Source organism: Streptomyces sp. NPDC002088 (assembly GCF_040296605.1).
Taxonomy (GTDB): Bacteria; Actinomycetota; Actinomycetes; order Streptomycetales; family Streptomycetaceae; genus Streptomyces.
Genome location: NZ_JBEOXO010000017.1, coordinates 21,468 through 47,436, shown reverse-complemented (window position 1 = coordinate 47,436; position 25,969 = coordinate 21,468). Strand labels below are relative to the sequence as shown.

The window sequence follows — 25,969 nt, the reverse complement described above, 5'->3', positions numbered from 1 at the left end:
ATCAGTACTCCAGCCGCTCGCGCCGCCCCAGCCGCATCACGATCGCCGCGAAGGCCAGCGTGACGACGAGGAGGGCGACGCCGATGGTGGTCGCGTAGGCGGCCTGACCGTCACGGAACGCCTTCTGGTACACGTACAGGACCATGACGGTGGTCGAGTAGTCGGGACCGCCGGGCCCGGTCGTCATGATCTGTACGACCGCGAAAGACTCGGCGCCCAGCGCGAGGATGCCCATGTAGACCCAGCCGGACTGCACCGTGTCCCACAGCAACGGCAAGGTGATCCGGAAGAATGTGGTGGCGCGGCTCGCCCCGTCGAGCAGCGCGGCCTCGTACAGGTCCGCCGGGATGGAGGCCATTCCGGCGGAGAAGAGCACCACGAAGAAGCCGACCGAGGACCAGACGAGCACCGCCATCACGCACCACAGGGCGAGGCTCGGGTCGCCCAGCCACAGCGGCTGGACGCTGTCGAGCCCGATGCCGCGCAGCAGGGAGTTGATCGCGCCGCTGTCCGGGTTGTACGCGAAGGCGAACAACAGGGCGACGATCGCGATCGAGAGCACCTGCGGGAAGAAGTAGACGATCTTGTAGAAGGAGGAGCCGCGGACGCCGGAAATCACCGGGCCGCCTCGCCTTCTCCGTCCGCCCACATTGATCATGAAGGAGAAGAACAGCGCCAGACTGATCGTCACCAGCGGCAGCACCAACGCGAACAGCAGGCTGTGCTTCAACGACTTCCAGAAGATGTCGTCGTGGAACAGCCTTTTGTAGTTGTCGAAGCCGACCATCTTGAATTCGGGGCTCAGGCCGGTCCAGTCCGTGAACGAGTAGTAGATGGACTGGATGAACGGCCAGACGACGAAAAGCGCGTACAGCCCCAGGGGTAGTGCCAGAAACCCCACGATGAACCGGTACTTGCCGTGCTGCATTACTACCTACCCCGATCTATGGGCGGGTGCTGCCGCTGGTGACAGACGCTCACTGGTGCTTGTAGTGCTTGATCGACGTGTCCTTGGCGGCCGCGTCGGCGAAGCCCTGGATCTTCTTGATGGCCTCCGCCGGGGTGAGCCGGCCGGCCATCATCTCGCCGAGGCCCGCCACACCGATCTGCTCCTTCTGCAGCTGCACGTACCAGTCCTGAAGACGCGGGTTCAGGACGTTGTCCCCGGCCAGCTTCAGTGCCGCGACACCTGAGGTGAGGCCCGGGGTCAGGGTGATCCCGGTGGTGCCGCCGTTGAACGCGGTCAGCGACTTCACCTTGCTGGTGAAGTTCTTCGAGGACGCCTCGCTGAGCATGATGCGCAGCTGCTCCATGCCGCCCTCGGGGTTCTTCGCCTTGGCCGGCACGATGAAGGGCTCGCCGCCGGACGCCCAGATGGTGCCGAAGGGCATCTTGTCGGAGCTGTCGAGGCCGGTGGGCGCGGAGACGGCGAGGTTGAAGTCCTTCGGGATGACGTTCGCCGACTCGTTCTCCACCCAGGAGCCGTTCGGGATGAACAGCGCCTTGCCCTTGGCCCACGCGGTCTGCGACTGGATGTGGTCGATACCGGGGGTGCCCTTGAGGATGTAGCCCTTCTTGTAGAGCTCGTAGTAGGCGTCGAAGCACGCCTTGACGGCCGGGTGCTTCCAGGCGTTCGGCTCGAGGTTGTCGATGGCGTCCAGGACCCCGCGGCCGCCCACCTTGCCGATCATCGGGTACAGCGAGAAGGGGAGGTAGTACGGGTACTTGCCCGCGTACGTCCAGCCCGCCATGCCCTTCTTCTTGGCCTTCTCGCACACCGCGAGCATCTGGTCCCAGGTCTGCGGGTACTCCGCGTCGAGCGAGTCCAGGGCCTTCTGCGAGTACCAGACGCCGTACACCGTGTAGGCGTAGTAGAAGATCCAGACCGGGTCGCCGTCGAACTGGCCCATCTCCACGATGCCGGGGCGCAGCGTGTCGCGGACCTTCTTGTTCGGGTCGTCGTAGGACGCGGCGTCAAGGAGCGGGGTGAGGTCGGCGAGCTGCTTCTTGCCGACCAGGACGCCCATGTCCATCTGCTCGGCACCGGAGTTGTCGATGAGGTCCGGCGGGGTGCCCTGGTTGAAGCGGGGCTGGAGCGTGGACTGGATCTTCTGGGTGGCGGAGAACTTCACCTTCACCTTCGGGAAGTTCTTCTCGTAGATCTTGACGGCGTCCTGGGCGTACTCCTTGCCGAAGCCGCCGTCGAAGAGGACGAACTCCATCCCCGCGGTGTCGTTCACGGCCAGGGGGTTCTTGGCGGTCTTCTTGCCCGCCTTGGCCTTGCCCCCGTCGTCGCCGCCGCTGCTGGCGCAGGCGGACAGGAAGCTCATCGTCGGTACGGAGATCAAGCCGAGCGCGGCGGACCGCTTGATCAGATCGCGGCGGCCGACACCCGCGGTGCCGTTGTTCTCGGCGGAAGTGGATCCCATGCTCAAGTCCTCGCCTTCTCCAGGACTCAGGCGGTGAACCGGATCCTCCCCGGCACCGCGGTCAGGTCAAGCAGGGTCGTGCAGGAAGTGCGGATCGTGAAGAACGGATCGGGTGAATCGCCGACAGGTATAGTCCACTTCCCGCCGACGGAGCAAGATCGAATGCAGGGTTGGCCAATGGTCTTATCCGAGTTGAGACCTCGCGGAAATATGAGCTGCCTGTGGCCGCCTTGCTGGAAAAATCCGCGACATAGGCCCCGAATGCCACAGGCAACGCCCTTGACACCACAAGCCACTTGACCCCCTACTGGTCCCTGCGCCCGGCATTGACAACGTTGTCCAGTACATGAAGGGCTCCCTCGGATGCGGCACCGAACTCGGCACAGAACCCGGCACGGATGGGGTACGGCGGTCGCCTTCGCGGCCGCCTTCGTCATGGCGGCGGGTTCGCGTGGGGCGGCGGTCGCGCTGCCCGCGGTCGCGCGGGCAGACCAGGAGTTCACTTCCTCGTTCGAGGCGGGCGACCGGGCGCCGGACTGGCTCAACACCGCCGACACGGCACCGGACGGCACCGGTCGGGCCTCGGGCGTCGACGGCGGCTACAGCGCGGCATCCCGACGGGCGGGCGTCGTACAACAAGATCTTCGACGTGAACGTGGCCGTCGGCCGAGACACCCAGCTCTCGTACCGGATCTTCCCGTCCATGGCGGACGGCGACCGCGACTACGACGCCACGAACGTCTCCGTGGACCTGGCCTTCACCGACGGTACGTACCTGAGCGGTCTAGGCGCGACCGACCAGCACGGCTTCACGCTGCCGCCGCAGGGGCAGAGCGCCGCCAAGGTGCTCTACGTCAACCATTGACATCCTCCCCACTCTTAAAAGAGGGGGATTCCAACCCGCCTGGGTTGAGGTTCACGGACGCTCGACCGCTGTGTGGGCGGTGTCGTCCCTCCGGCACCGGCTGAGCGCCGGGGGCGGGGGAACCCGCCCTGTCCTGCCGCGACGTTGGTTGCTGCGTTGGTGTCCGCGTTGCAGGTGAAGCCACAGGAGGAGCAGACGAACTCGGCTTGGCTCTTGCGCGAGTTCTTGTCGATCCAACCGCAGGCGCTGCATCGCAGACTGGTGTAGGGGGCCGGCACGTCTTCGACCCGGCCCGGCGCCTTGTGTTCGGTGCGCTGCCGGAGCAGGCCCCAGCCCTGGGCCAGGATGGCCCGGTTCAGTCCGGCTTTCTGCCTGACCCGCTTACCGGGCTCCTCGACGGTGCCTTTGGCGGAGCGGGTCATGTTCTTGATGTCGAGTTTCTCGAACCGCACGAGGTCGTAGGTGCGGGCGAGCATCGTCGAGGTCTTCTCGCACCAGTCCTTGCGCCGGTCGGCTTCGCGGGCCTTCAGGCGGGCGGCCTTGGCGTAGGCGGCGGTCTTGGCGTCGCTGTCCTTGGGTGCGCGGGCGGCGCGGCGCTGGTGCTTGCGGATCTGTGCCCGCTCGCGGGTGGTGAGCTGGGGGCAGTTCAGTGTGCGGCCGTCGGAGAGGGCGGCGGTGACGGTCACGCCGCGGTCGATGCCGATGACCTCTCCGGTGCCGGGTGCGGCGAGGGGTTCGGGGACGATCGCGAAGGCGATGTGCCACTGGCCGTTGCGGTAGGTGACGCGGAACGTCTTCGCGGCGGGCAGGGCGGTCCGGGTGAGGCGGAAGCGGACCCAGCCGCAGCCGGGTACCTTCACCTGCGCCCACCTGCGGTTGAGCTTCTGCACCGTGACAAGGCGGCCCATGACCTGCTTGCCGGTCTTCGCGTTCAGCTTCGGCGAGCCGTCCTCGTTGAACTCCGGGACGCGGTCGGTGCCGATGACGCGGAAGCCCTCGTGCACGAACTTCTTGCGCCAGCTCGGCTCACCGAACCCGGACGTGAAGCGGGCGTTCTTGGCCTTGGCGAAGTCCTTCAGGGCCTGTTGCTGCACGTCCGCGTTTCCGGCACCGAGCCACTCGTTCTCGCGCCGGGCCTCGGTGAGCTGTCGGCACTGCTCGGCGAAACCGGGCGCGGACTTGCGCCACCTGCGCCAGTGCGCATGCTGCTCGACCGCCAGGTTCCACACGTACCGGGCGTGCGCGCAGTGCAGCAGCATCTGCTGTTCCTGCGCGCTCGTTGGGTACATGCGGAACTTTGCCATGCCGTCACGGTAGCGGCATAATGGCGGCATGTTCAAATTCACACTTCGCATCCCCGAAGAACTCCACGCCCGACTTACCACTCAGGCAGCCGCCGACCGGCGGTCCCTCAACGCCGAGATCCTGCACCTGCTCGAGGTCGCCCTCAACGCCGCAGAGAGCGACAACCAATCGCCCTGACAGCGATTCGCCTATTCCTGCCCTGCTCCGCAGGGGCTCGCATTCACCCCCAGCCTGAAGGCCGGGGCACCCTGCGAGGAAACGACGACGTCGTCGCACGGATCGGGTCGGTAGCGGCCGGCAAGACCGTCGACCTGATCCTGGTGGCGTACGACTCCCCCGCCGGCCCGGCGAAGTTCCGCGGCTGGCTGGACGACCTGGCGATCAGGTCCGTGGCCCCGGAGACGCCGAAGGTCCACCTGTCGGACTACGCGCTCACCACCCGCGGCACCAACTCCAGTGGCCGCTTCTCGCGCGGCAACGACTTCCCCGCGACCGCCGTGCCGCACGGCTTCAACTTCTGGACGCCGGTGACGAACGCGAGCAGTCGGCCTGATACCTGTTCTCCGCGCTCGGCTTCTATCCGCTGGTGATGGGCAGCGGCGAGTACGCCGTCGGCTCACCGCTGTTCACCGAGGCGACGGTCCATCTGGAGAACGGGCGGGACCTGGTCGTCAAGGCGCCGAAGAACAGCGCGCGAAACGTGTACGTGCGGGCCCTGAAGGTCGACGGCCGTCCCTGGCCGTCGACTTCACTCCCCCACGCGCTGCTCGCCAGGGGCGGGGTCCTGGAGTTCGACATGGGCCCACGGCCCTCGGCTTGGGGCACGGGCAACCACGCGGCCCCCGTGTCGATCACCGAGGACGACAAGGTGCCCACGCCCCGCGCGGACGTCCTGAAGGGCGCCGGGACACTGTTCGACAACACGTCGGCGACCGGCGCCACGGTGTCCACCGTGGACCTGCCGGTCACCGGGGACACGCGGGCCGTGCAGTACACGCTGACGTCCGCGGACCGGGCCGCGGCGCCCACCGGCTGGGTCCTCCAGGGCTCGCCCGACGACGCGAAGTGGCACGACCTGGACCGGCGCTCCGGCGAGTCCTTCCGGTGGGACCGGCAGACCCGGGCCTTCTCGGTCGCGGAACCGGGCCCGTACCGGCGCTACCGGCTGGTCCTGGACGGCGAATCGACGCTGACGGAGGTCGAGTTGCTGGCCTGATCCGGTAACTCGCGGGAGTCGCCGGGTACCCCACGCGTGTCTCGTGTCCCACAATTGACGTGCCGCCCGGTGCACACCCGGCGGCACGTCAATGGCAGGGGGGCGAAGCACGGATGAGTATCAGCAGACGGCTCACGGGGCTGCTCGCGGGAGCGGTCCTGACGGTGGCGGCGGCCTTGTTCGGCACGGCCGCGCCCGCCCAGGCCTACAGCCCGAACCCCACGTTCCACGCGTACTACTACGACACCGACAACTGCCCGTGCAGCGGCGGGAACCTCACCGACCCGTTCGACAACACCTACTTCGCGAACGACGCCGGCGGGCTGGCCGTCAAGATGGAACTCGTCGACGACGGCTGGTTCGTCGGCAAGGTGGAGTTCCACCCCTACGACGAGAAGCTCTGGGTCTACGACACGAAGAACGACGGTGACACCTTCTACGTCGCCGTCGGCTACACATCCGGCGGCACCTACCACGACCTGGGCACCTTCAACGCGCCGGGCACGTCGGAGACCGTGGACCTCACGGTCCTGAACTTCGACATCCCGGACGGCGCGTACGTGGACATCAGCGTCTACGACGAAGCGGACCGTTCCGACCTCATCGGTGCCGCGCGCGGCACCGGCGCGGCCATCGCCTAGAAGGCCAGGACCTGTCCTGGATCCACACACCCCGGAGGGATTCATGCCGCTGCCCGTGCCCGTCCTGTCGGAGGGCGTCGACCCTGCCTGGCTGCCGCTCGCCGCCTTCCGGGCGCTCGGCAGCCGGCGGACCCTGATCCGCGGGTCGGGTCCGCTGGTGGAGACGGTCCGCAGCGAAGTGGCCGACGCCTGCGGGCGGTTCGGGGGCCGGATCGTGCGGGACACCGAGCCGCACGACCTGATGCTGGAGCTGACCGGGGACCCTCTCGGGGACGACGGGGACGAGGAGTTCGTGTTCGGGCACGAGGACGGCCGTACGACCGTCCTGGCGTCCGGCCGACGCGGCCTGCTGTACGGCCTGTTCCACGTCGTACGGCTCGGCGATGACGCGTTCCGGGGCGACCGGCGGCGCGAGGTGCACCGTCCGGCGGTGGCGCTGCGGATGGTGGACCACTGGGACAACGTGGCCGTGCACCCGGTCATGGGCCAGGTGGAGCGCGGGTACGCGGGCGGATCGCTGTTCTGGGAGGACGGGCGGGCGCGGGGCGACCTGGAGCGGGTGCGGGCGTACGGCAGGCTGCTGGCGGCCTGCGGGATCAACGCCGTGGCCGTCAACAACGTCAACGTGCACGAGACCGAGGCGCACCTGCTCACCGACCGGATCGGCGAAGTCGCCGCGATCGCAGACGCGTTGCGGCCGTACGGGATCCGCACGCATCTGTCGGTCACCTTCGCCGCGCCGGTCGTACTGGGCGGGCTGCCCACGGCCGACCCGCTGGACGAGGCGGTGCGGGAGTGGTGGGCGGGGGCCGTGCGAGATGTGTACGGGGCGATCGGGGACTTCGGCGGGTTCGTGGTGAAGGCGGACTCGGAGGGCCAGCCGGGCCCGTTCAGCTACGGCCGCTCGCACGCGGACGGTGCGAACATGCTGGCCGCCGCGCTCGCCCCGCACGGCGGCACGGTGCACTGGCGGGCCTTCGTCTACAACCACACGCAGGACTGGCGGGACCGCTCGACGGACCGGGCGCGGGCCGCGTACGAGCATTTCGCCCCGCTGGACGGGGAGTTCGCCGCCAACGCCGTGCTCCAGGTCAAGCACGGCCCCATGGACTTCCAGGTGCGCGAGCCCGTCTCACCCGTACTCGGGGCCATGCCGCACACGCGGCTGGCCGTGGAGGTGCAGGCCACGCAGGAGTACACCGGGCAGCAGCGGCACGTGTGCTGGCTGGGGCCGATGTGGAGCGAGGCGCTGCGGTTCCGGCCGGAGGGCGAGAGGGACCCGCAGGTCGGGGAGCTGGCGGACGGTCTGGTCGCGGTGTCCAACGTCGGTGACGACCCGTTCTGGACCGGGCATCCGCTGGCCCAGGCGAACCTGTACACCTTCGGGCGGCTCGCCTGGCAGCCGGACGCGGATCCCCACCGGCTGCTGGACGAGTGGATCGGGCTGACTTTCGGCCCCACCCCGGAACACCTGGCCGCCGGCCTGCGCGCGGCCCTGTCCGGCTCCTGGCGGACGTACGAGAAGTACACCGCCCCGCTTGGCGTGGGCTTCATGGTGCAGCCGGGCCACCACTACGGGCCCAGCGTCGACGGCTACGAGTACAGCCCCTGGGGCACCTACCACTTCGCCGACCGGGACGGCATCGGCGTCGACCGCAGCGCCGCCACCGGCACCGGCTACGCGGCGCAGTACGGCAAGCCGTGGGCGGAGGTCTACGAGTCGCCGGACACCTGCCCCGACGAGCTGCTGCTGTTCTTCCACCACGTGCCGTACGAGCATGTCCTGCACAGCGGGAAGACCGTGATCCAGCACATCTACGACACACACTTCGAGGGCGTGGCGGAGGTGGAGGAGGCGCGGCGCGTGTGGGCGGGGCTCGCGGATCTGGTGGACCCGGCGCGCCACGCGCGGGTGGCGGAGCGCTATGAGGAGCAGCTCCGCGGGGCCCGCGAGTGGCGCGACCAGATCAACAGCTACTTCCTGCGCAAGTCGGGGATCCCGGACCGGCAGGGCCGCCGGGTCTACTGAAGGCGCAGCACCGCCACACCCAGCGGGTCCAGGGTGAGGGGCTCGCCCCGCTCGATCCGTTTGCCGGTGAGCAGGTCGGTGGCGGTGGTGTGGGCGGTGAGGTGGGCCGGGACCGGGGCGTGGTTGAGGAGGAACAGCAGGAGGGTGCCGTCCGGGGTGACGCGGGTCGCGGTCTCCAGGGCCGGCTGGTCCGCGTACGGGCCGATCAGGTCGTGGCGGCTGAGGACGCGGCGGACGATCCGGTCGACGCCGGGCTGGTCGAGGGCGGTCGCCACGTACCAGCCCTCCCCCGCGCCGAAGGCGTTCCGGGTGACCGCCGGGGTGCCCGCGTAGAAGTCCAGGCCGTACGCGCCGACCGGTTGGGCGCCGCGCAGCTGCACGATCTCGAAGACCAGGCGTGCCTCGACCTGTGTGTCCTCCAGCAGCACCGTCTGTACGACGTCCGCCGGGCGGGAGTCCCACTCGTCGATGCGGATGCCCATGAGGGGGGCGAGGGGGCCGGGTAGGTCGGTGAGGAAGGCGCGGTCGTGCTCGTCGGAGCGGGCGGTGAGGAAGGTCGCGAGGACGCTGCCGCCGCGCCGGGCCACCGCCTCCAGGCGTTCGGCGAGGTCGCCCTTGACCAGGTGGAGCGCGGGGGCCAGGACCACGTCGTACGGCGTGAGGTCGGCGGTCACCGGGACCACGTCGACGTCGGCGCCGGCCTCGCGGGCGGCCCGGTAGTAGGCGTGCACCACGTCGACGTAGCGCACCAGCCGGGAGGGGCCGTCGGAGATCTCCAGCGCCCACCAGCTGTCCCAGTCGAAGAGGAGGGCCGTCCGGGACGGGGTGCGGGCGCCGAGGGACGCGTCGCCGAGGTCGGCCAACTCACGTCCCACGTCGGCCACTTCGCGGAACACCCGGGTGTCGTCGCGGCCCGCGTGGCCGATCACCGCCCCGTGGTACTTCTCGCAGGCGCCGCGCGAGGCGCGCATCTGGAAGTAGAGGGCGGCGTCCGCGCCGTGGGCGATGGCCTGCCAGGTGGCGAGACGGAGTTCGCCGGGGCGCCGGAGCGGGTTGACGTCGCGGCAGGCGGTGGTGGACGGGGTCTGCTCCATGAGCCAGAACGGGGCGCCGTCCTTCAGGCCGCGCATCAGGTCGTGTGCGAGGGCCGGCTGGGTGGGCGGGGCGTCGAGGGGCGGGTAGCTGTCCCAGGAGGCGAAGTCCAGGTGGGGCGCCCAGCGGTGGTAGTCGAGCGGGCGGTACAGGCCCATGAAGTTGGTGGTGACGGGGGTGTCCGGGTCGTGGGCGCGGATGGCGTCCTTCTCGGCGGTGAAGCAGCCGAGCAGGGCGTCGGTGGTGAAGCGCTGGTAGTCGAGGGTGATGCCCTGGAACGCGGTGTGATCGGGGCCGCGCCAGTGCTCGGTGAGGGCGCTCGGCGGCTCGATCTCGGCCCAGTCGGTGTAGCGGTGCGACCAGAAGGTGGTCCACCAGGCGTCGTTGAGGGCGTCGAGGGTGCCGTGTCGGTCGCGCAGCCAGTCCCGGAAGGCCTCCGCGCACAGGTCGCAGTAGCAGGCGCCACCGTACTCGTTGTTGATGTGCCAGGCGATCAGCGCCGGATGGTGCGCGTACCGTTCGGCCAGGCGGGTGGCCATCTCCGTCGCGAGGCGGCGGTAAGCCGGTGAGCTGGGGCAGAAGTTGTGCCGCTGGCCGTAGCGGTGGCGGCGGCCCTCGAAGTCGGTGCGGTTGACCTCGGGGTAGGTGCGGGCCAGCCAGGGCGGGAGGGCGGCGGTGCCGGTGGCGAGGCAGACCTGGCGGCCCTCGGCTGCGGCACGGTCGAGGATGCGGTCGAGGACCGTGAAGTCATAGGTGTCCTCGGCGGTTTGGGTGAGGGACCAGGAGAAGACGCCGACGGTGAGCGTGTCGATGCCGGCCTGCGTGAACAGGCGGTGGTCCTCGTCCCAGACCTCTTCCGGCCACTGTTCCGGGTTGTAGTCGCCGCCGTACCGGATCTTGTGGGTCATGCGGTGAAGTCCTCCTGGGTCTCGGCGATCACCGGGCGGCTGGTGTGCAGCAGGGAGAGCAGCAGCGGGGCGGCGAGGAGTGCCGGCAGGGCCTCGGTCAGCAGGGCGGTCATGGCCGCGGTGAGGACGAGCAGGGAGGCCGCCGCGAGGGTGGCGCGCCCGCGCCGGAGCAGGAAGTACGCGGCCAGGCGGGCGGTGTCGCGGGCCCGGAAGGCGAAGAGGGAGGTGAGGACCAGCGCGTGGGCGGCCCAGAGGAGGCAGGCGACGCCGATGAGCGCGAGGAGCCCCGCCCACCAGCCGGGCAGGCCGGTCGCCGCGAAGTGGGTGAGCGAGAAGGCGATCACGGTCAGCCAGGCCAGCAGCGGCGTCCAGAGCTTCAGCACCGGGCGGGCGTTGAGGCGCCAGCCCCGCCAGTAGGCGCGGGCCGGGTGGAGGTCGGTGAGGTCGTGGCTTCGGTGGTGGAGGGCGTAGAGGGCGGCGGAGAGGGCCGGGCCGAGCGGGAGCAGGCAGACGGCGGCGAGCAGCAGGTTGGTGGGGTCCGGGCCCAGGAGCAGCAGGCCGGCCAGCCCGGGTGAGGCGGCGGCGAGGAGCATCGCCTCCACCACGACCAGGGTGTGCACCAGGGCGGCCGCCCGGGAGAGGACACCGGTGCCGAAGTCGGTCGTCCGTACGGTGCTCACGGCGCCGCCTCCCCGCCGAGCAGCCGGCGTTCGTCCCACCAGGGCGGAGTCTCGTCGTCGAGCGGGGTCAGCTCGACGAGAGTGACCTCGTGGCGGCTCAGGGTCAGGAGGAGGTCCGCGCGGCCGTCGTCCAGCTGGAGCCGGTGATGGGAACGGGCGGGCTCGGCGGCCTCGTGCAGGACGTCGAGCTGCCCCGGTTTCGGCGAGCGCGGGCTGCCCATGTGCCGCCAGGCGGTGTACGCGTTGCCGTGCTCCTCGTCCACCGTGGAGCGGCGCACGAAGGTCTCGCCGCGCGGGCGGGTGCCGACCGGGACGGAGAGGTGGATCTCGTGCCGGTCCGGTCCGGGGGTGGCGCCGGTGGGATCGACGGGCGCCCAGGCGAGGACCGTGACCCGGCCGTCGGGGTGGCGGGTCACCAGGTGGTCGTCGCCGCGGGCCAGCAGCTCCTCCCCCATCCGCGCCAGGAACGCGTACAGGTGGTAGGTCGGCTTGCGCACCTGCCGGTGGGTGAGCAGGCCGAAGCCGCCGTGGAAGAGGGCGGTGGGCACGCCGACCTCCTCGAACATGTCGCTGAACGTCCAGTACGAGAAGGAGTCGGCCGCGTCTCCGCCCGCGGCGAGCACGGGGGCCAGATAGGCGGCGTGGAAGGCGGTGTCGTGGATGTGGTTGTCGGGGCGGTAGGAGGAGTTGAACTCGGTGATGTGAACCGGAAGTTCCGCGTACCGCGTGCCCTTCAGCTGTCGCCGTGGGGTGGCGAACTGGTCGAGGAGGCGGTCGGCCGGCGCGAGGGTCTGGTGGACGCCGAAGGGGACGTGCCGGGCCGGACCCGAGGTGTAGGCGTGGCGGGAGACGAAGTCGACCGGGACGTCGTGGAGTTCGGCGAACTCGGCGAAGCGGATCATCCACGCGTCGGCGCCGGGTGAGATCGCCGGGCCTCCGACCTGCAGGGAAGCGTCCACCTCCTTCACGGTGTGCGCGGTCACCTCGTACAGCCGGTGGTACGCCTTCTCGTCCGCGTCCTGCCAGAAGTCGGGCAGGTTGGGCTCGTTCCACACCTCGATCGGCCAGGTGCGCACCTCGTCGAGGCCGTAGCGGTCGACGAGGTGGGCGAGGGTGGCTCGGACCAGGTCCGCCCACTCCTGGTGGGAGCGGGGCGGGGTGATGTTGCCGCGCCACCAAAAGACGGTCTGGTCGCCGGAGGCCAACTCGGTCGGCATGAAGCCGAGTTCGAGGAAGGGGCGGATGCCGAGCTCGAGATAGCTGTCGATGACCTGGTCGACGTACGTGAACGAGTGGTGGACGTGCCGGGCCCCGTCCTGGGTGTAGGGCCGGTGGACGCCCATGCCGTCGCTGAGCAGCCCGTGGCCGCGGATGTGCCGGAAGCCGATCTCGCGCTGGAGGAGGGCGAGGGAGTCCTGGTAGTCGCGGCGCAGGGCGAGTTCGACGCGGCCGGTGCCGACGCAGAAGCGCCACGCGTCGGGGAACCGGCCGCTCGCCCGCGCGGGGACGCGGATCACCCGTGCTCCTTCTTGAAGCGTTCGTACGCCTTGTTGTGCAGGTCGACGTACTGCTGCATGTTCTTCGCCTTCAACTCGGTGATGTAGGCGTCCCATTCGGACATCGGGCGCTTGCCGAGGATGAACTGAAGGGTGTTCTGGGCGACGTGGTCCTTGAGCGGGGTGTCCCAGAGCGAGGCCTGCTCCTGCTCGACGGACTGGAGCGGGTGGGCCGGGGCGACGGGCAGCTGCTCGCGCTGGGCCATCGCGTCCTGGAACTTCTTCTCGTCCGGGCTGAAGTTGGAGGAGACCAGGGCCCAGCTGCCGCCGTAGGTGAAGACGCCGTTGAAGAAGCCGTAGTCCTTCTGGAGGTCCTTCGGGGCGTCCGGGTCGGAGCCCATGAGGGTGATGCCGTCCTTGAGCTTGTACTGGCCGCCGGAGTAGGTGTATGTGACGCCCTCGACGCCCCACTTGCAGAACTGCTGCCCCTCGTCCGAGTACCAGAGCCAGTCCACGAACTGCATCATCGCGACGAAGTTCTCGCTCTTGAGGGCCTTGCTGGAGACCATGAGGCCGTTCTCCAGCCGGATGCCGTCCAGCACGACCGGGCCCGCCGGGCCGAGCGGCACCGGGATCATCTCGATCTTCGCGCCCTTGACCTGCTTGGTGAGGTCATAGCGGTAACTCTGCACCAGTTCCTGCGGGTTGGCGCTGATCGCGAAGGACTTCTCGCCCAGCAGCTTCTGTATCGCCTGGTCGTCGGTCTGGGTGAAGCTCTCCGGGTCCATCAGCTTCTCGGCGACCAGTTTTCTCAGGTACTCGATCATCCCCCGGTACTCGTCCCTCGCGCCGGTGAAGACGAACTTCTTCGCCGTCGAGTCGAAGCTGATGTTGTCGTAGGTCCAGCCGGCCTTGACCCCGTACGCCTGGCCCAGATAGCTCTGCAACGCCCCTACCGCGAACGTTGTGTTGGTGCTCCAGCGGTCGGAGAAGGGGTAGCGGTCGGGGTACTCCTCCTTGATCGCCTTGAAGACGTCGTACACCTCGTCCCAGGTGGTCGGCAGGCTCAGGCCCAGCTTGTCCAGGACGTCCGTGCGCAGGGAGAGCGAGTAGCCGGACTTGGGCCTCTCGTGCAGGCCGGGCAGGAGGTAGTACTTGCCGTCGGACTGGCGGATGGAGTCGAGCTCGGGCTCGAGCTTCCACTTCTTCACCTTTGCCTGGAAGTTGGGCATCAGGTGCACGTAGTCGCTGACCGCGAGGATGGCGCCCGAGGACACGAAGGCCACCTCCGAGGGGTGGTACGTCTTCGGGATCAGCAACGGAGCGTCACCCGAGCCGATGAGAACGCTGCGCTTCTTCTCGTAGTCGACGAGGGGGACGTCCACGGGCTTCAGGGTGATCCCGGTGCGCTTGGTGACCTCCTTCCAGAACAGCCAGCTCGTCTTCATCGGATAGCCCGGGTTGTCGTTGTGCAGCGTCGAGAAGGACAGCGGCTTGGTCGCCTTGAACTGCTGGCCGACGCGGTACTCCTTCATCGCGCCGTTCTGCTTCTTCGACAGGTCCTTGCCGTCCCCGCCGTCGTCGCCGCTGCCGCAGCCGGTGAGGGTGGCAAGGCCGATGAATCCGGCGGCGGCCAGGATCTGACGCCGCGACAGCTGTCCTTCGTTCTTCACGGATACTCCTTTGTTCCGTAAGCCATGTGAGGGTGCGTCAGACCCGAAGTCGTCAGCCCTTGACCGCGCCGAGCGTCATGCCCGAGACGAAGTAGCGCTGGACGAACGGGTACACGCAGAGGATGGGCAGCGAGGTCAGCACGATCGTGACCGCCTGGACGTTCGCCGCGACCTGGCTGAGCTGCGCGGTTTCCGCGCCCGCGTTGCTGCCGCCGGTCGCGCCCGCGATGAGGTTGCGGAGATACACGGTGACCGGCATCAGATCGGTCCTGTCCATGTACAGGAAGGCCCCGAACCAGGAGTTCCAGAAGGACACCGAGTAGAACAGCACCATGGTCGCGACGATCGCCTTCGACAGCGGCAGCACGATCCGCAGCAGGATGCCGTAGGTGCTCAGGCCGTCGATCTGCGCGGCCTCCTCCAGCTCGGTCGGCAGACTCTCGAAGAAGGCCTTCATCACCAGCAGGTTGAAGACGCTGATCGCGTTCGGGATGGCCAGCGCCCACACCGTGTTCTTCAGGCCGAGGCTGGTGACCAGCACGTAGTTGGGGATCAGCCCGCCGGTGAAGAACATGGTGAACACGGCGACCCCGACGAGGAAGCCGCGCCCCCTGAGGTTCTTCTTCGACAGGACGTACGCGTAACAGGTCGTCAGGACCATGGCCACGGCGGTCGAGACCACCGTGTAGAAGACGGTGTTGCCGTAGCTGCGCCAGAACGCCGAGTCGTGGAGGACGATCCGGTACGTGGTGAGGTTGAACCCCTTGGGCCACAGGGTCACTTCACCGGCCCGGATCTGCCGGCCCCCGCTGAACGAGCGGGCGATGATGTTGAGGAAGGGGTACAGGGTCACGACCACGACAAGGGTCAGGATCACCCCGTTGACGCCCTGGAAGACGCGGTAGCCCCGGGTGGGCCGGTGCACGCTCACCACAGGCTCGTCCCCACCGTGCGACGCGAGAGCTGGTTGGCGGAGACGATCAGCACCAGCCCGATGACTGCCTCGAACAGCCCGATGGCCGCGGCGTAGCTGAAGCTGTTGGACTCGACACCCATGCGGTACACGTACGTTGAGATCACGTCGGAGGTCGGATACGTCAACGCGTTGTACAGCAGCAGGACCTTCTCGAAGCCGACCGCCATGAACGTGCCGATGTTGAGGACAAGCAGCGTGACCATGGTGGGGCGGATGCCGGGCAGTGTGACGTGCCAGATCTGCTGCCAGCGGTTGGCGCCGTCGATGCGCGCGGCCTCGTAGAGGTCCTCGTCGATCGTGGTGAGCGCGGCGAGGTAGAGGATCGTGCCCCAGCCGGCGGTCTGCCAGATCTCCGAGCCGACGTAGATGGTGCGGAACCACCCGGGTTCCTGGATGAAGCGGATCGGATCGTGGCCGAACCAGCCGAGTGCGTGGTTGAGCGGGCCGTCCGTGGCGAGCATCTGCATGGTGATGCCGGCGACGATCACGATCGACAGGAAGTGCGGGAGGTACGACACCGACTGGACGAACCGTTTCAGCGAGCGTCTGCGTACCTCGTTGAGCAGCAGTGCGAGCACGATCGGGATCGGGAAGCAGAAGACGAGGGTCAGTCCGCCGAGCCACAGGGTGTTGCGGAACACCTGCCAGAAGGTGGGGTCGGTGAGGAACATGCGCACATAGCGCAGGCCCACCCACTGCTCGCCGAAGATCGAGCCGCCCGGCTGGAACCGGCGGAAGGCGATCACATTGCCGATCATCGGCAGGTAGCGGAAGACCAGAAAGAACAGCAGCGGCAGGACGGTCAGCGAGTACAGCTGCCAGTCGCGGCGCAGCGCCCGCCGCCAGCCGCGCCGCGCGGAGGGGCGCGCGGGACGGGAGGCCGTCTTCGTCGGCGGCGGGTCCTGGGTGCCGGGTGGTGGAGCCGGCGTGATGGAGGTGCTCAAAGCTCGGGCCTCCCGTGGCGTGGGCGGGGCTGAGGCGGTGCACGTACACGAGGTCGGGCCCACACCGGGACACCGGACCGAAAGTTTCAGGCTCTTACCGGTAACTCTGCGGCAACGTAAGGGCACGTGGAAAGCGCTGTCAATGGGTGGTGCACGGCGGAAGCCGAGACATTCGTGTGGTGTTGCAATCGCTCACGAGCAGGGTAGAAACACAGGAGTTGGCTGCTACGGTCTTCCGGAAATTTCTGGAACATGACCGCAACGACCGACTCCTGTGAGGTGCCGCCGTGCCCGCGTTCGACCTGCCGCCGGGGGAACTGGAAGCCCACCGGCCGCTGCCCGAAGAGCCGCCCGGCTTCGACGCGTTCTGGCGCGACACCCTCAAGGAGGCGGCGCAGACGGACCCGTTGGTGTCGGTGCGGCCGGTGGAGACCGGGCTGCGGCTGACGGAGAGCTGGGACGTGACGTTCCGGGGCTTCGCCGGGGACCCGGTGCGCGCCTGGTTCACCCGGCCCACCGGTGTGCGCGAGCCGCTCCCGGCCGTCGTCGAGTACGCCGGCTACGGGCGCGGCCGCGGCCTGCCGCACGAGCGGCTGACCTGGGTGAACGCCGGGTACGCGCATCTGCTGATGGACAACCGCGGCCAGGGCGACCAGTACGGCAACGGCGGCGCCACCCCGGATCCGCACGGCACCGCGCCGGGCGGCCCGGGCCCGGCGGTACGCGGCCTGCTCGACCCCCGGGACCACCACTACCGTCGGCTGATCACGGACGCGGTACGCGCGGTGGCCGCGGTGCGCGCGCTGCCCGGCGTGGACGCCACGCGGACCGCGGCCGTCGGCAACAGTCAGGGCGGCGGGCTCGCCCTGGCCGTCGCGGGACTCGTCCCCGACCTCGCGGCCGCCCTGGTCACGGCTCCGCTGCTGTGCGGCATCCGCCGCGCCCTGGACCTCACCGACGCGGGCCCCTACGGCGAGATCACCGCCTACCTCTCCGTCCACCGCGGCAGCGAGCAGGCCGCCTACCGCACCCTCTCCTATCTGGAAGGCATCTCCTTCGCCCGCCGCGCCCACGCCCCGGCCCACTTCGGCGTCGGCCTACGCGACACGGTGTGCCCGCCGAGCGGCGCGTACGCCGCCTTCAACCGCTACGCGGACCTGACCGGCACGGATCCCCGCAAGGAGATCCACGCCTATCCGTTCAACGGTCACGAAGGCGGCGACGCCGTGCATGTGCGTCGCCAACTACTCTGGCTGCGTGAGGTGTTGGAGGTCACTCCACTGTCGGCGTGAAAACGTGCGGGTCCGCGACGGCGAGGCGGTAGAGTCATGTACAGACAACTCGACAACGTTGTCGCATCGCAGGGTCACCCAAGCCACGCTCCATCCGGTCACACCCAACTCCCCCCCATGGGACCGACCGGCTCGCGGACCCGGTGGGCATCGGCTCACCGCCCACCGGGTCCGCCCAGAGCGGCGGTTCAGCCGACCTGGCAGGGAAGCTCCGTCGCGCTGTCACCGCCGGAGCCGGAGACGACGTAACCGAAGGTCGTACTCTGACCTGGACTCAGCGAGCCGTTCCAGTCGGCGTTGTGGACCATCACGTCCTGTCCGCTGTATGTGGCGTTGCCGCTCCACAGACTGGCCACCGACTGGCCGCTCGGCAGCGTCCAGTCGACCATCCAGCCGAGCATCGGGACGTCGCCGGAGTTGGTGACGGTCACCTCGGACTGGTAGCCGCCGTTCCAGCTGTTGGTGGTCGTGCGGGTGGCGGTGCAGGCGCCCGGCACGGGGTCGGTCGGGTTGCCCGGGTCGTGGATGCCCGTCACCTCGCCGTTGCCGCCGTCGAAGACGACGTCGGAGCAGGAGTAGAAGGTCTCCGCACTGTCCGAGCGCTGCCAGACCATGTAGACGATGTGGCGCCCCGACTTGTCGGCGGGCAGTTGTCCCGTCCAGGAGTAGTTGGCCTCGACCGTGCCCGGGGTGCCGTTGAGCGGCGGGTGGTCGACGGTGAGGAAGGGCTGGTCCTCCATGTCGTCCCAGGTGAGCGTCTTGGTCGGGTCGAAGCCGTCCTTGGTGATGTAGACGTAGAACCAACCCGGGTGCGCGGCCCAGGCGTTGTACGAGAAGTCGACGGTCGCACCCGAGGTGAGGTGGGTGAGCGGCCAGTCGTCGCGCGGTTGGTTGAAGCCGGTGAAGTTGGTGTTGCCGCCGCTGCACAGCTCGCCGTCGGGCACGAAGCCGCGGGTGCGGCCCGCGCCGTCGGAGCGCAGCACCGAGAACCAGTTGTAGAACGGCGTGGTGCCGCTGACCTGCTGGGCGGCCTTGCAGGCCGGGTTGACCGGCTTGATCTCTCCGGTGTCGGTGAGCCCGTCCTGCCAGCACAGGAAGGTGCGGCTGCCGGGTTTCATCGGGGTGCCGTGGGCCTCCGCCCGGCCGCCGGCCGTGACGATCAGACCGAGGGCCGGGACCGTCGTGAGCAGGGCCAGGAGGACGAGGAACAGGGCGCGGCGGGAGGTGAGGTGCGGTAATCGCCGTACCCGCTGGGGAGTCGCGATCGATCTTGTCATATACATGACAGATTTACGTCCCTTCGCTCGGCGGTCGTGAGGAACGTGCGCACGTGGATGACGGGGGTGGGGGCACTTCCGGGCGGGTTCCGGTCCACCGGTATGGGAGCGCTCCCACCCCACTGATGCGGAAGGTAGCGCCGGACGGCGCCGTTGTAAACGCCTGGAGAGCGAGGGAGGGTGCCGCACCGAAGTGCGGCACCCTCCGTCTCACTCGCTGTCCTCGCAGTGGAGTTGTGCGTCGATCTGGGCGGCGGTCCTGGGACCGTCCCTGGTCCAGTACCTGCCTGACTTCAGCTTCGCTGCCGTGATCGTGCGCACGGTGAGGACGTCGTCGCGCCCGTCACCGGTCGGATCCGAGTACCCCACGTCCAGGGTGCGCGGGACGGCGGACGCGGCCGGCTCCGGTGCGTGGCTCGCGAACCCCTCTCCCGACCAGAGCCTGATCACACCGCCCTTGGCCGGCGCCGATGTCGGCTCGGAGGCCCACCAGACGATGCGCGGAGTGTCGTCCGCGTCGTCGTCGAAGTCGGTGACCTCCACGCGCCGGATGTCGTCCGTGGCACACAGAGGGATCTTGACGACGATCGTCTCCCCGTCCATCCGCGCACCGAAGACAGGCGGATCCGCCGGGTCCGACGGCACCAGGCCGCACCCGGCCCCGAGCAGCGCGATCGCCGCCAGGAGCACGGGAGGAAGGACGCGCGGCACCGTCAGCAATGGTATCCACCCCATCTCAGGTTGGCCTGCCGCTCATAGCGGTTGTGGCAGGCATTGGATCCGGCCCGTGCGTACCGGAAGATGAATCCGAGACCGTAGCGCCGCCACTGCCGTACGTGCACCTTCTCGTGCCGGATCCGGTTGTACGAGATGTACTTCCGGTTGTTCGAGGTGAAGTACGTGTTGCCGAGCGTGGTTCCGCCCCGGGCATGCAGGCCCCAGCCGCCGCGGCAGACGCGCAGGCCGTAGCGGTACGAGCACCGGTAGCCCATGTAGTGGCTGCCGATCCGGGACAGGCCCCACCCGACGGCGTTGGCGGACCAGCGGTTGAAGCGGCGCTTGGCGCGCTTCCACCAGCCCCATCTGCCGTCGAGATCGTAGCGGTTGAGCGGGTCGCCGTTGCAGTACTCGTAGGCGTTGGCGTTGCCGCCGGGGACCGGGTCGGCGGAGAGGAAGCGGCCGGTGGTCGGGTCGTAGAGGCGGACGCCCATGAGGGTGGCGCCGGTGACGGTCTCGCTGGAGCGCTGCTTGCCGCCGAGCCAGCCGTAGCGGGTGGCCGTGGTGTCGCCCTCCGGGGTGCCGTACTCGTCGTAGGCGAGCGCGACGGCCGCCTTGGTGGTGTCCAGCGGGAGCTGGACCGTCACGTCGCCGTGGATGTCGGTGAGTTGCAGGACGGTGTCACCGGTCGCGCTGGTGACGGCACCGAGGTCACCGCCGATGCCCTGGACGTTGCGGGTGATGGTGCTGCTGGTCTCCTGGGTCCAGTCGGGGCTGTCGGTGTCGGAACCGTAGTGGCTGGTCCTGGAGCCGGTCTGGGTCCAGGTGCCGTCGGTGCCCTGGGACTCGGTGGTCCAGGCGGCCAGGCGGCCCGCCGCGTCCAGGTTCCAGGTCTGCCGGCTGGTGCCGGAGGTCTGCTGCCGGACGAGGTCGTTGGCGTAGTAGCCGATGGTCGCGCCGGATGCCTGGGTGGTGGTGCGGCCGAAGGCGTCGTAGACCGTGCCCGTCGACTCCAGCCGGTCCGCGCTGTCGTAGGCGTACGACGTCGTCGTCGCGCCCGTCGACGTGCAGGCCGTGCCCGCGTCGCTGGTCATGGCGGCCAGGGCGGTGCGGTTGGTGTTCGTGTCGAACGTGTAGTCACGGCGGGTGCAGGTGCCGTCCGGCGCGGTCTCGTCCGCCCGGGTGAGGCGGCCGGCCGCGTCGTAGGCGTAGGCGCGGCTGCGGGACTGGCCCGCGGTGTCGTTGTCGCCGACGACCTGCCCCTGGATGCTCTCGTCCGTGTTGTCGGAGGCGAGCACCGTGCCGTCGCTGTCCTTGGTGTAGACGCGGGAGGTCGTGGCGCCGGTCTCGTCCTGGGCGACGGTCAGGGTGTAGCCGCCGGGCAGGGACTCTGTGGCGAGGTCGCCGTCCGCGTCGTAGACGGCCGCGAAGGTGCCGGCGACCGAGTCGGTGCGGGAGGTCTCCAGACCGCGCGGGTCCTTGGAGGTGTCGTAGGTGTAGGTGGTCGTGGACGGGGCGGAGTCGGTGGTCTTCACCATGCGGCCCAGCGCGTCGTACGCCGTGGTCGCCGTGTTGCCCGCGCCGTCGTTGTAGGAGATCTCCCGTCCCAGTTGGTCGTAGGTGTGGGTGATGGTCTGCCCGTTCGCGGTCACCGTGGCCACGTCACCGCTGTCGGCGTCGTACGTGGTCGAGGTGTCCGGCACCGCGGTGCCCACCCCGCCGCTGACGGCGGTCGTCCTGATCCGGCCGGCCGCGTCGAAGGTGCTGCTGGTGGTACGGGTGATCGAGTTCGCGGTCTCCGTCGTCTTCGCGACGCTGCCCCAGCGGTCGTACTCGACCGTTCTCGTGGGCAGTTGGGTGGGGTTGGAGCCGGCGTCGGTGATGCTGCCCGCCGGACCGGTGGAGCAGACGAGGTCCGCCCACTCGGGACGGCCGTTGCAGGCGCCGGTGCCGGTCGCGGAGTAGTACGCCGTCACGGTGGCGCCCGCGTCCGAGCCGGACGACTTCGGCAGGGTGGTCTTGATGACCCGGCCCTGGGAGTCGTACGACGTGGTGGACTTCAGCGCCAGCCCGCCGGGATCGGTGGTGGTGGCGGTGGGCACGCCCTTGACCCAGTCGTACTGTGTGGCGGTCGTGCGGGTGTCCGCGTCCGACGGGTAGCCGTCCACGTACGCGCCGACCTTGACGGTGGTGGTCTGGTTGGCGACCGTGGCCGTGCCGTCGGTCGGCCGGCCCTCGTCGTAGGTGTTCACCGTGTGCTCGCGGGCGGCGACGGAGGTGCCCGCCGGCAGGTCGGTGCCGCCCGTGCCGGCCTTCAGCGCCGAGGTGAGCGTCACCGCGTGCAGCGGCCCGTACTCCTCGGTCTCACGCAGACCGTCCGAGGAGTACACCGAACGCGTCGACAGCAGTTCGGCGCGGTCCGCCGACGACAGCTGGTCGATGCTCAGCGCGACCTGCTCGGCCAGACCGTCACCACTGGTCGCGAGTGCGATCTCACGGTTGGAGGCGCCCAGTTCGCGGACCGTGTTGCCGAAGCCGTCGTACTCGGTGGTGCTGATGTGGCCGCCGGGCGTGGCCGTGTCGACCTCGCGGCCGGAAGCGTCGGTGTAGGTGACCGTCGCCCGCTTGTAGTCGGACGCGGCCAGGTCGCTGCCCGTGTTGGACAGCGGGACCGCGTCGGCCGGGAACACCGCGGTGGCGTCGGTCGGCACGTCGCTCTGGCCCCAGGCCGCGACGTCCGCGGCGGACAGGCTGTTGGGTGCCTTGCTGCCGGTGAGCGGAACGTCGTAGACCACGCTGGTGGTCGCGGTCGTGCCGTCGGTGGTGCTCTTGGTGCCCGCGGTCAGGTTCGGCCGGGACGCCGAGAGCAGCATGCCCGTGCCGGCGGTGGCGGCATTGCCCGCCTTGCCGTAGGTGAAGGTCCACGCCAGCTCCCCTGGCGGGGTGAGCGTGGTGATCCGGCCGGTGCTGTCGTAGGCGTACGCCGTCTTCAGCGCGGGGCTGATCCGCGGGTCCCACTCCTCACGCAGACGGCCGGAGGTGTCGTAGGAGTACTGCGCCACCACCGTCGCGGTGGCCGCCGAGGCGCCCGGGTCGGTCGCCCACAGCTTGATCTGCGAGACCTGCCCGCTGTAGTCGCCGAGGGCGCTCGACGTGGCGGTGGTGGAGGTCGCGTAGACGAACTGCAGCAGACGGCAGCCCTTGGTCGACGGTGTCGTCTCGCATGTCGAGGCGCCGACCGCCGAGGTGGGGGCGATGACGTACTTCGGGCGGGCCAGCGTGCTGGTGCCCGAGGTGACCTTCTCCGAGACCACCTTGGTGGTGGAGTTGTCGGTCGGCAGATAGGTGCTGGCCACCTGCCAGGTCGTGGCCGCCGAGTCCACCTTCGCGAACGTCGTGGTCGTGCCCTCGTCGTCCTTCAGCGAGAAGGAACCGGTCAGCGAACCGGTCAGGGTCAGGTCCTCCGCGCCCGGCTCCGGCTTCCAGCCGCCCGAGGAGGTGGCCGTGAACCCGGTCTCGTCGCCGTCCACGTCGACCAGCGCGACCGAGGTGGACGACGTCTTGCGGACGTACGACCAGTCCGAGTCGGTGATCTCCGCGGTGGTGCCCGAGGTCCACTGCGGACCGAAGATCGCCACCTGGCCCTCGGCGTCCGAACCGGCCGTCGGGCGCCGCGAGGACGCGGTGCGCGACACCGACAGGTCGAAGCCGGAGGCGTCGGTGGCCGACAGGGTGTAGTCACCGGTGAGCGCGTTCACCGAGCCCGGGCCGACGTCCTCGCTCGGCGCGGTGCCCGCGTTGCGGTCCACAGTGACGGTGTGCGGCTGGGAGTACGCCGTGGTGGTGCCGTCGGTGAAGGCGGCCCGGATGTCGACCGGACCGTCCTCCGTGAGCGAGGTAGTCACGTTCCAGGTGAGCGCGGCGGGGCTGCCGCCCGTGACGGCCACCGGCCAGGCGGACACCGCCGAACCGTCCGAGGACTTGGTGACGTCCGCGACCGGCACGCTGTGCCAGGAGTCGGTCTCACCACGCCGGTACTGGTACGTCACACCGGTGTAGGTGGTCTTGCCGGTGGCCGTCAGGCTGACCCGGCGCGCCGCGCTGTCGCCGTCGCCCGGGGTGAGCAGTCCGGCGCCGTCACCGACGCCGAAGGCGTACGCGGTGGTCGCGGTGGACAGGTTGCCGCCGGAGTCGACGGTCTTGGCGTACAGCTTGTGCCAGTCCTCGCCCGGGTTGACCGTCACCGTGAGGGCGTCGCCGCCGCTGCCGTTGTCGGTGTCGTAGACACGGTTCGGGATCGAGGTGTCGTCCAGGCCCCAGTAGAAGCCCATGCCGTCGGTCGAGGACGTGTCCAGGGTGCAGGTGGCGCCGCTGTCGGACTTCGTCGTCCAGGTGTCAGCCGTGTACGGGTCGCAGGAGACGGTCGGTGCGGCCGGCAGGGCGGTGTTCAGCACGAACGTCGTGTACGACGACCAGGCCCCGTAGTCCGTGCCGTCATAGCCCCGGACGCGGAAGCGCAGGTGGGTTCCGGCCGGGAACGCGGAGGCGGACGGGATCGTCAGCTTCGCGGTGCCGCCGGACGCCACCGACGCGGAGGTGCCGGTGTAGGTGTAGGTGGTGTCGGCGTAGGCCGGATCGGCGGTGACCTCGAACTGTGCCGTCACCGTGGAGCCGTCGGCGTCGGTGACCTTCGCCGACAGCGTCGGGGTCAGCGAGGTCACGTAGGTCTTGCCGTTGTAGGCGTTCGCGAACTTCGGCGAGACGGTGGCCGAGGCCGTGGTGGCGTACGAGTTGTAGGTCACGACCAGCTTCGGCGCGTAGCCGGAGGTCGTGTAGTTCGCCGAGCGGAAGCGGCGCCAGGTCGTGGAGTCGGTCTCGTCGGCGCTGCGGATCTGGAGGCCGTAGTTGGTGGAGCCGTCGGCCCACGCCTGGACGATGGTCTGGAGGTTCCAGTTCGACCAGTTGGCGCCGCAGGAGGAGTCGTAGCCCCAGTGCCCGGTGTTGTTCGCCAGGCCGGTCGTCGTGGTCGACGGCTGCGCGCCCCACGTGATCGATGAGGACGACCACGTCGAGGTGATGCGACGGGCCTGGGTGGCCGCGCCGGAGGTCGAGCAGGTCGCCGAGTAGTAGTTGTACAGCGACATCGTGGCCGCGGTGATGTGCTTGCCGGCGAACTTCGACACGTCGAACTTCAGGTACGAGCGGGCGGTGTCCGTGCCCCCGTCGTACGTACCCGACTTCAGTTCCTCCGAGGAGATCTGCGAGTCGGGGTAGTCGGGGTTCTGCACCCAGGTGTCGGTGGTCACCGCGAGCGTGGTGGTCGGGTCCACGGTCACCGGGTAGGACGCGGTGGCGAGGAAGTGCTTGTCGGGGGTGAGGACCAGGGTCTGCGAGCCGTCGGAGGCGGTCTCGACCTTCGTGGCGACCTGCGCCTGGTGGGCGGACTCACCGGAGGCGGGGTTCTTGGAGGCGTCCCACATCATCGGGGCGGGAGCCTCGGCGACGAGCTTGCCGCTGCCGTCCTTCAGCAGGAGGTGGCCGGAGTCGGCCCGGGACAGCTTCAGGCCGTCCAGGTTCAGCGGGATGCGGTACGTCGCCGAGCCGTCGTCCGGCTTCTGCGCGAGCTTGATGTTCTCGGAGAAGCCCTGCGCCAGCGCGGTGACGGACAGGGTCTGCCCGCTGCCCAGGTCGTAGGAAGCGGTGCTGTCCTTCACCTTCGGCGCGGGCAGCTTGCCGTCCCAGCCCAGCCCGAAGGACTCCTTGCCCTTCGCCACCGAGGCGAGCTTCGTGTCCCCGCCGTCGGAGACCGCGATGTCCGCGACCGCCGCCGCGGGCGTGAGGTCGGAACCGGTGTCGGACAGCGACGTGTCGATGTCCTTCCACACCCCGTCCTGCTTCACCCGCACCGGCCCGGCATACGCCTCTGTCCGAAGCTCCCCGCTGGGCAGCGCGTACGTCGTCGAATCCGCTGTCCGCGCGGACAGCACCTCGATCTTCCGGTGCTGCAACCGGGCCATCAGCACCGCCGACGCCTCGTCCTGCGCCTGCGCCGGCCCCGCCGAACGGGCGGAACCGGACTGCGTGGCCCCGGAGGCCGCGGTCGCCGTCTCCGCGGCGAACACCATGCCGGTGTCCTGGGACACCAGGACCGCCTCTGCCGCGAACAGCATCGTCACACCGATGGCGATCTGTCGCAGCCTGCGCGTCCGGAACAGTCTTCTTCTCGATCTGCCATGAGTCACGGGTCTGTGACGCACGATCAGCTCCCTCCCTGACACTCCGTGATACGAAGCCAAAAGAAACGAAGCGATCTTCACAGGGAGGCCATAGCGCGGCCGGGCGCACGTTAGGCATGTTCAGGCCAAGATCAAGGGGAAGTATGGGAATGGAAAAGCGCCGTCATCTCTCCCCCTCTTCGGGCGTCCCCGT

General features: G+C 69.2%; 17 protein-coding genes and 2 pseudogenes. 7 read left to right on the top strand and 12 right to left on the bottom strand.

Going from position 1 to position 25,969, the window contains the following annotated elements:
• Nucleotide 1: 1 nt before the first annotated feature.
• The gene (locus ABT114_RS30820; protein ID WP_351146161.1) at nt 2–928 is read right to left on the bottom strand and encodes a carbohydrate ABC transporter permease; all 927 of its coding nucleotides are present in this window, start codon (nt 926–928) and stop codon (nt 2–4) included.
• A 49-nt stretch (nt 929–977) separates the two neighbouring features.
• Nucleotides 978–2,429 carry an N-acetylglucosamine/diacetylchitobiose ABC transporter substrate-binding protein gene (gene ngcE / locus ABT114_RS30815; protein ID WP_351146160.1) on the bottom strand — a complete coding sequence of 484 codons (1,452 nt, stop codon included), beginning with the start codon at nt 2,427–2,429 and terminating at the stop codon, nt 978–980.
• Between the two features lie 363 nt (nt 2,430–2,792).
• Between ngcE and ABT114_RS30810 the strand changes: the two are divergent.
• A pseudogene (locus tag ABT114_RS30810) lies at nt 2,793–3,288 on the top strand (GH92 family glycosyl hydrolase); the annotation flags it as partial.
• 20 nt (nt 3,289–3,308) lie between these two features.
• Here ABT114_RS30810 and ABT114_RS30805 read toward each other — a convergent pair.
• Nucleotides 3,309–4,598: an RNA-guided endonuclease InsQ/TnpB family protein gene (locus tag ABT114_RS30805; protein WP_351146159.1), complete on the bottom strand. Its 1,290-nt coding sequence runs from the start codon at nt 4,596–4,598 to the stop codon at nt 3,309–3,311.
• 28 nt (nt 4,599–4,626) lie between these two features.
• Here ABT114_RS30805 and ABT114_RS30800 point away from each other — a divergent pair, with 28 nt between their 5' ends.
• From ABT114_RS30800 to ABT114_RS30780, 5 genes and pseudogenes are all read left to right on the top strand, one after another.
• The gene (locus tag ABT114_RS30800) at nt 4,627–4,776 is read left to right on the top strand and encodes a toxin-antitoxin system HicB family antitoxin (RefSeq protein ID WP_351146157.1); all 150 of its coding nucleotides are present in this window, start codon (nt 4,627–4,629) and stop codon (nt 4,774–4,776) included.
• Nucleotides 4,777–4,919: 143 nt separating this feature from the next.
• On the top strand, nt 4,920–5,189 hold the full coding sequence (locus ABT114_RS30795; RefSeq protein WP_351146308.1) for a hypothetical protein: 270 nt from the start codon (nt 4,920–4,922) through the stop codon (nt 5,187–5,189).
• Nucleotides 5,153–5,815: pseudogene (locus ABT114_RS30790) on the top strand (glycoside hydrolase domain-containing protein); the annotation flags it as partial. The gene ABT114_RS30795 and the pseudogene ABT114_RS30790, both read left to right, overlap by 37 nt.
• A 113-nt stretch (nt 5,816–5,928) precedes the next feature.
• The gene (locus ABT114_RS30785; RefSeq protein ID WP_351146156.1) at nt 5,929–6,456 is read left to right on the top strand and encodes a hypothetical protein; all 528 of its coding nucleotides are present in this window, start codon (nt 5,929–5,931) and stop codon (nt 6,454–6,456) included.
• 43 nt (nt 6,457–6,499) lie between these two features.
• Nucleotides 6,500–8,485: an alpha-glucuronidase gene (locus ABT114_RS30780; RefSeq protein ID WP_351146155.1), complete on the top strand. Its 1,986-nt coding sequence runs from the start codon at nt 6,500–6,502 to the stop codon at nt 8,483–8,485.
• On the opposite strand, the gene ABT114_RS30775 is transcribed toward ABT114_RS30780, so the two are convergent.
• Genes ABT114_RS30775 through ABT114_RS30750 form a run of 6 tightly spaced genes read right to left on the bottom strand, consistent with a single transcriptional unit; the run spans nt 8,479 to nt 16,254 of the window.
• Nucleotides 8,479–10,485: a beta-galactosidase gene (locus tag ABT114_RS30775; protein WP_351146154.1), complete on the bottom strand. Its 2,007-nt coding sequence runs from the start codon at nt 10,483–10,485 to the stop codon at nt 8,479–8,481. The genes ABT114_RS30780 and ABT114_RS30775 overlap by 7 nt on opposite strands.
• Complete coding sequence (locus ABT114_RS30770) at nt 10,482–11,165, bottom strand: YesL family protein (RefSeq protein ID WP_351146153.1); 684 nt, start codon at nt 11,163–11,165, stop codon at nt 10,482–10,484. Before ABT114_RS30770 ends, ABT114_RS30775 begins: the two co-directional genes overlap by 4 nt.
• Complete coding sequence (locus ABT114_RS30765) at nt 11,162–12,682, bottom strand: GH39 family glycosyl hydrolase (protein WP_351146152.1); 1,521 nt, start codon at nt 12,680–12,682, stop codon at nt 11,162–11,164. The genes ABT114_RS30770 and ABT114_RS30765 overlap by 4 nt, the downstream gene beginning before the upstream one ends.
• Complete coding sequence (locus tag ABT114_RS30760) at nt 12,679–14,334, bottom strand: ABC transporter substrate-binding protein (RefSeq protein ID WP_351146151.1); 1,656 nt, start codon at nt 14,332–14,334, stop codon at nt 12,679–12,681. The genes ABT114_RS30765 and ABT114_RS30760 overlap by 4 nt, the downstream gene beginning before the upstream one ends.
• Nucleotides 14,335–14,386: 52 nt before the next feature.
• Nucleotides 14,387–15,259, bottom strand: a complete 873-nt coding sequence (locus tag ABT114_RS30755) for a carbohydrate ABC transporter permease (RefSeq protein WP_351146302.1) — start codon at nt 15,257–15,259, stop codon at nt 14,387–14,389.
• Nucleotides 15,260–15,261: 2 nt separating this feature from the next.
• Nucleotides 15,262–16,254: an ABC transporter permease gene (locus tag ABT114_RS30750; RefSeq protein ID WP_351146150.1), complete on the bottom strand. Its 993-nt coding sequence runs from the start codon at nt 16,252–16,254 to the stop codon at nt 15,262–15,264.
• A 287-nt stretch (nt 16,255–16,541) separates the two neighbouring features.
• On the opposite strand from ABT114_RS30750, the gene ABT114_RS30745 reads away from it, so the two are divergent.
• On the top strand, nt 16,542–17,546 hold the full coding sequence (locus ABT114_RS30745) for an acetylxylan esterase (protein WP_351146149.1): 1,005 nt from the start codon (nt 16,542–16,544) through the stop codon (nt 17,544–17,546).
• Between the two features lie 188 nt (nt 17,547–17,734).
• Here the strand turns inward: ABT114_RS30745 and ABT114_RS30740 are convergent, their stop codons facing one another.
• The 3 genes from ABT114_RS30740 to ABT114_RS30730 form a co-directional block, all read right to left on the bottom strand.
• Complete coding sequence (locus tag ABT114_RS30740; RefSeq protein ID WP_351146301.1) at nt 17,735–18,823, bottom strand: lytic polysaccharide monooxygenase auxiliary activity family 9 protein; 1,089 nt, start codon at nt 18,821–18,823, stop codon at nt 17,735–17,737.
• Between the two features lie 210 nt (nt 18,824–19,033).
• On the bottom strand, nt 19,034–19,534 hold the full coding sequence (locus tag ABT114_RS30735; RefSeq protein WP_351146148.1) for a hypothetical protein: 501 nt from the start codon (nt 19,532–19,534) through the stop codon (nt 19,034–19,036).
• Nucleotides 19,535–19,536: 2 nt separating this feature from the next.
• A complete protein-coding gene (locus ABT114_RS30730; RefSeq protein ID WP_351146300.1) occupies nt 19,537–25,710 on the bottom strand; it encodes a DNRLRE domain-containing protein in 6,174 nt (2,057 codons plus the stop codon).
• Between the last annotated feature and the right edge of the window lie 259 nt (nt 25,711–25,969).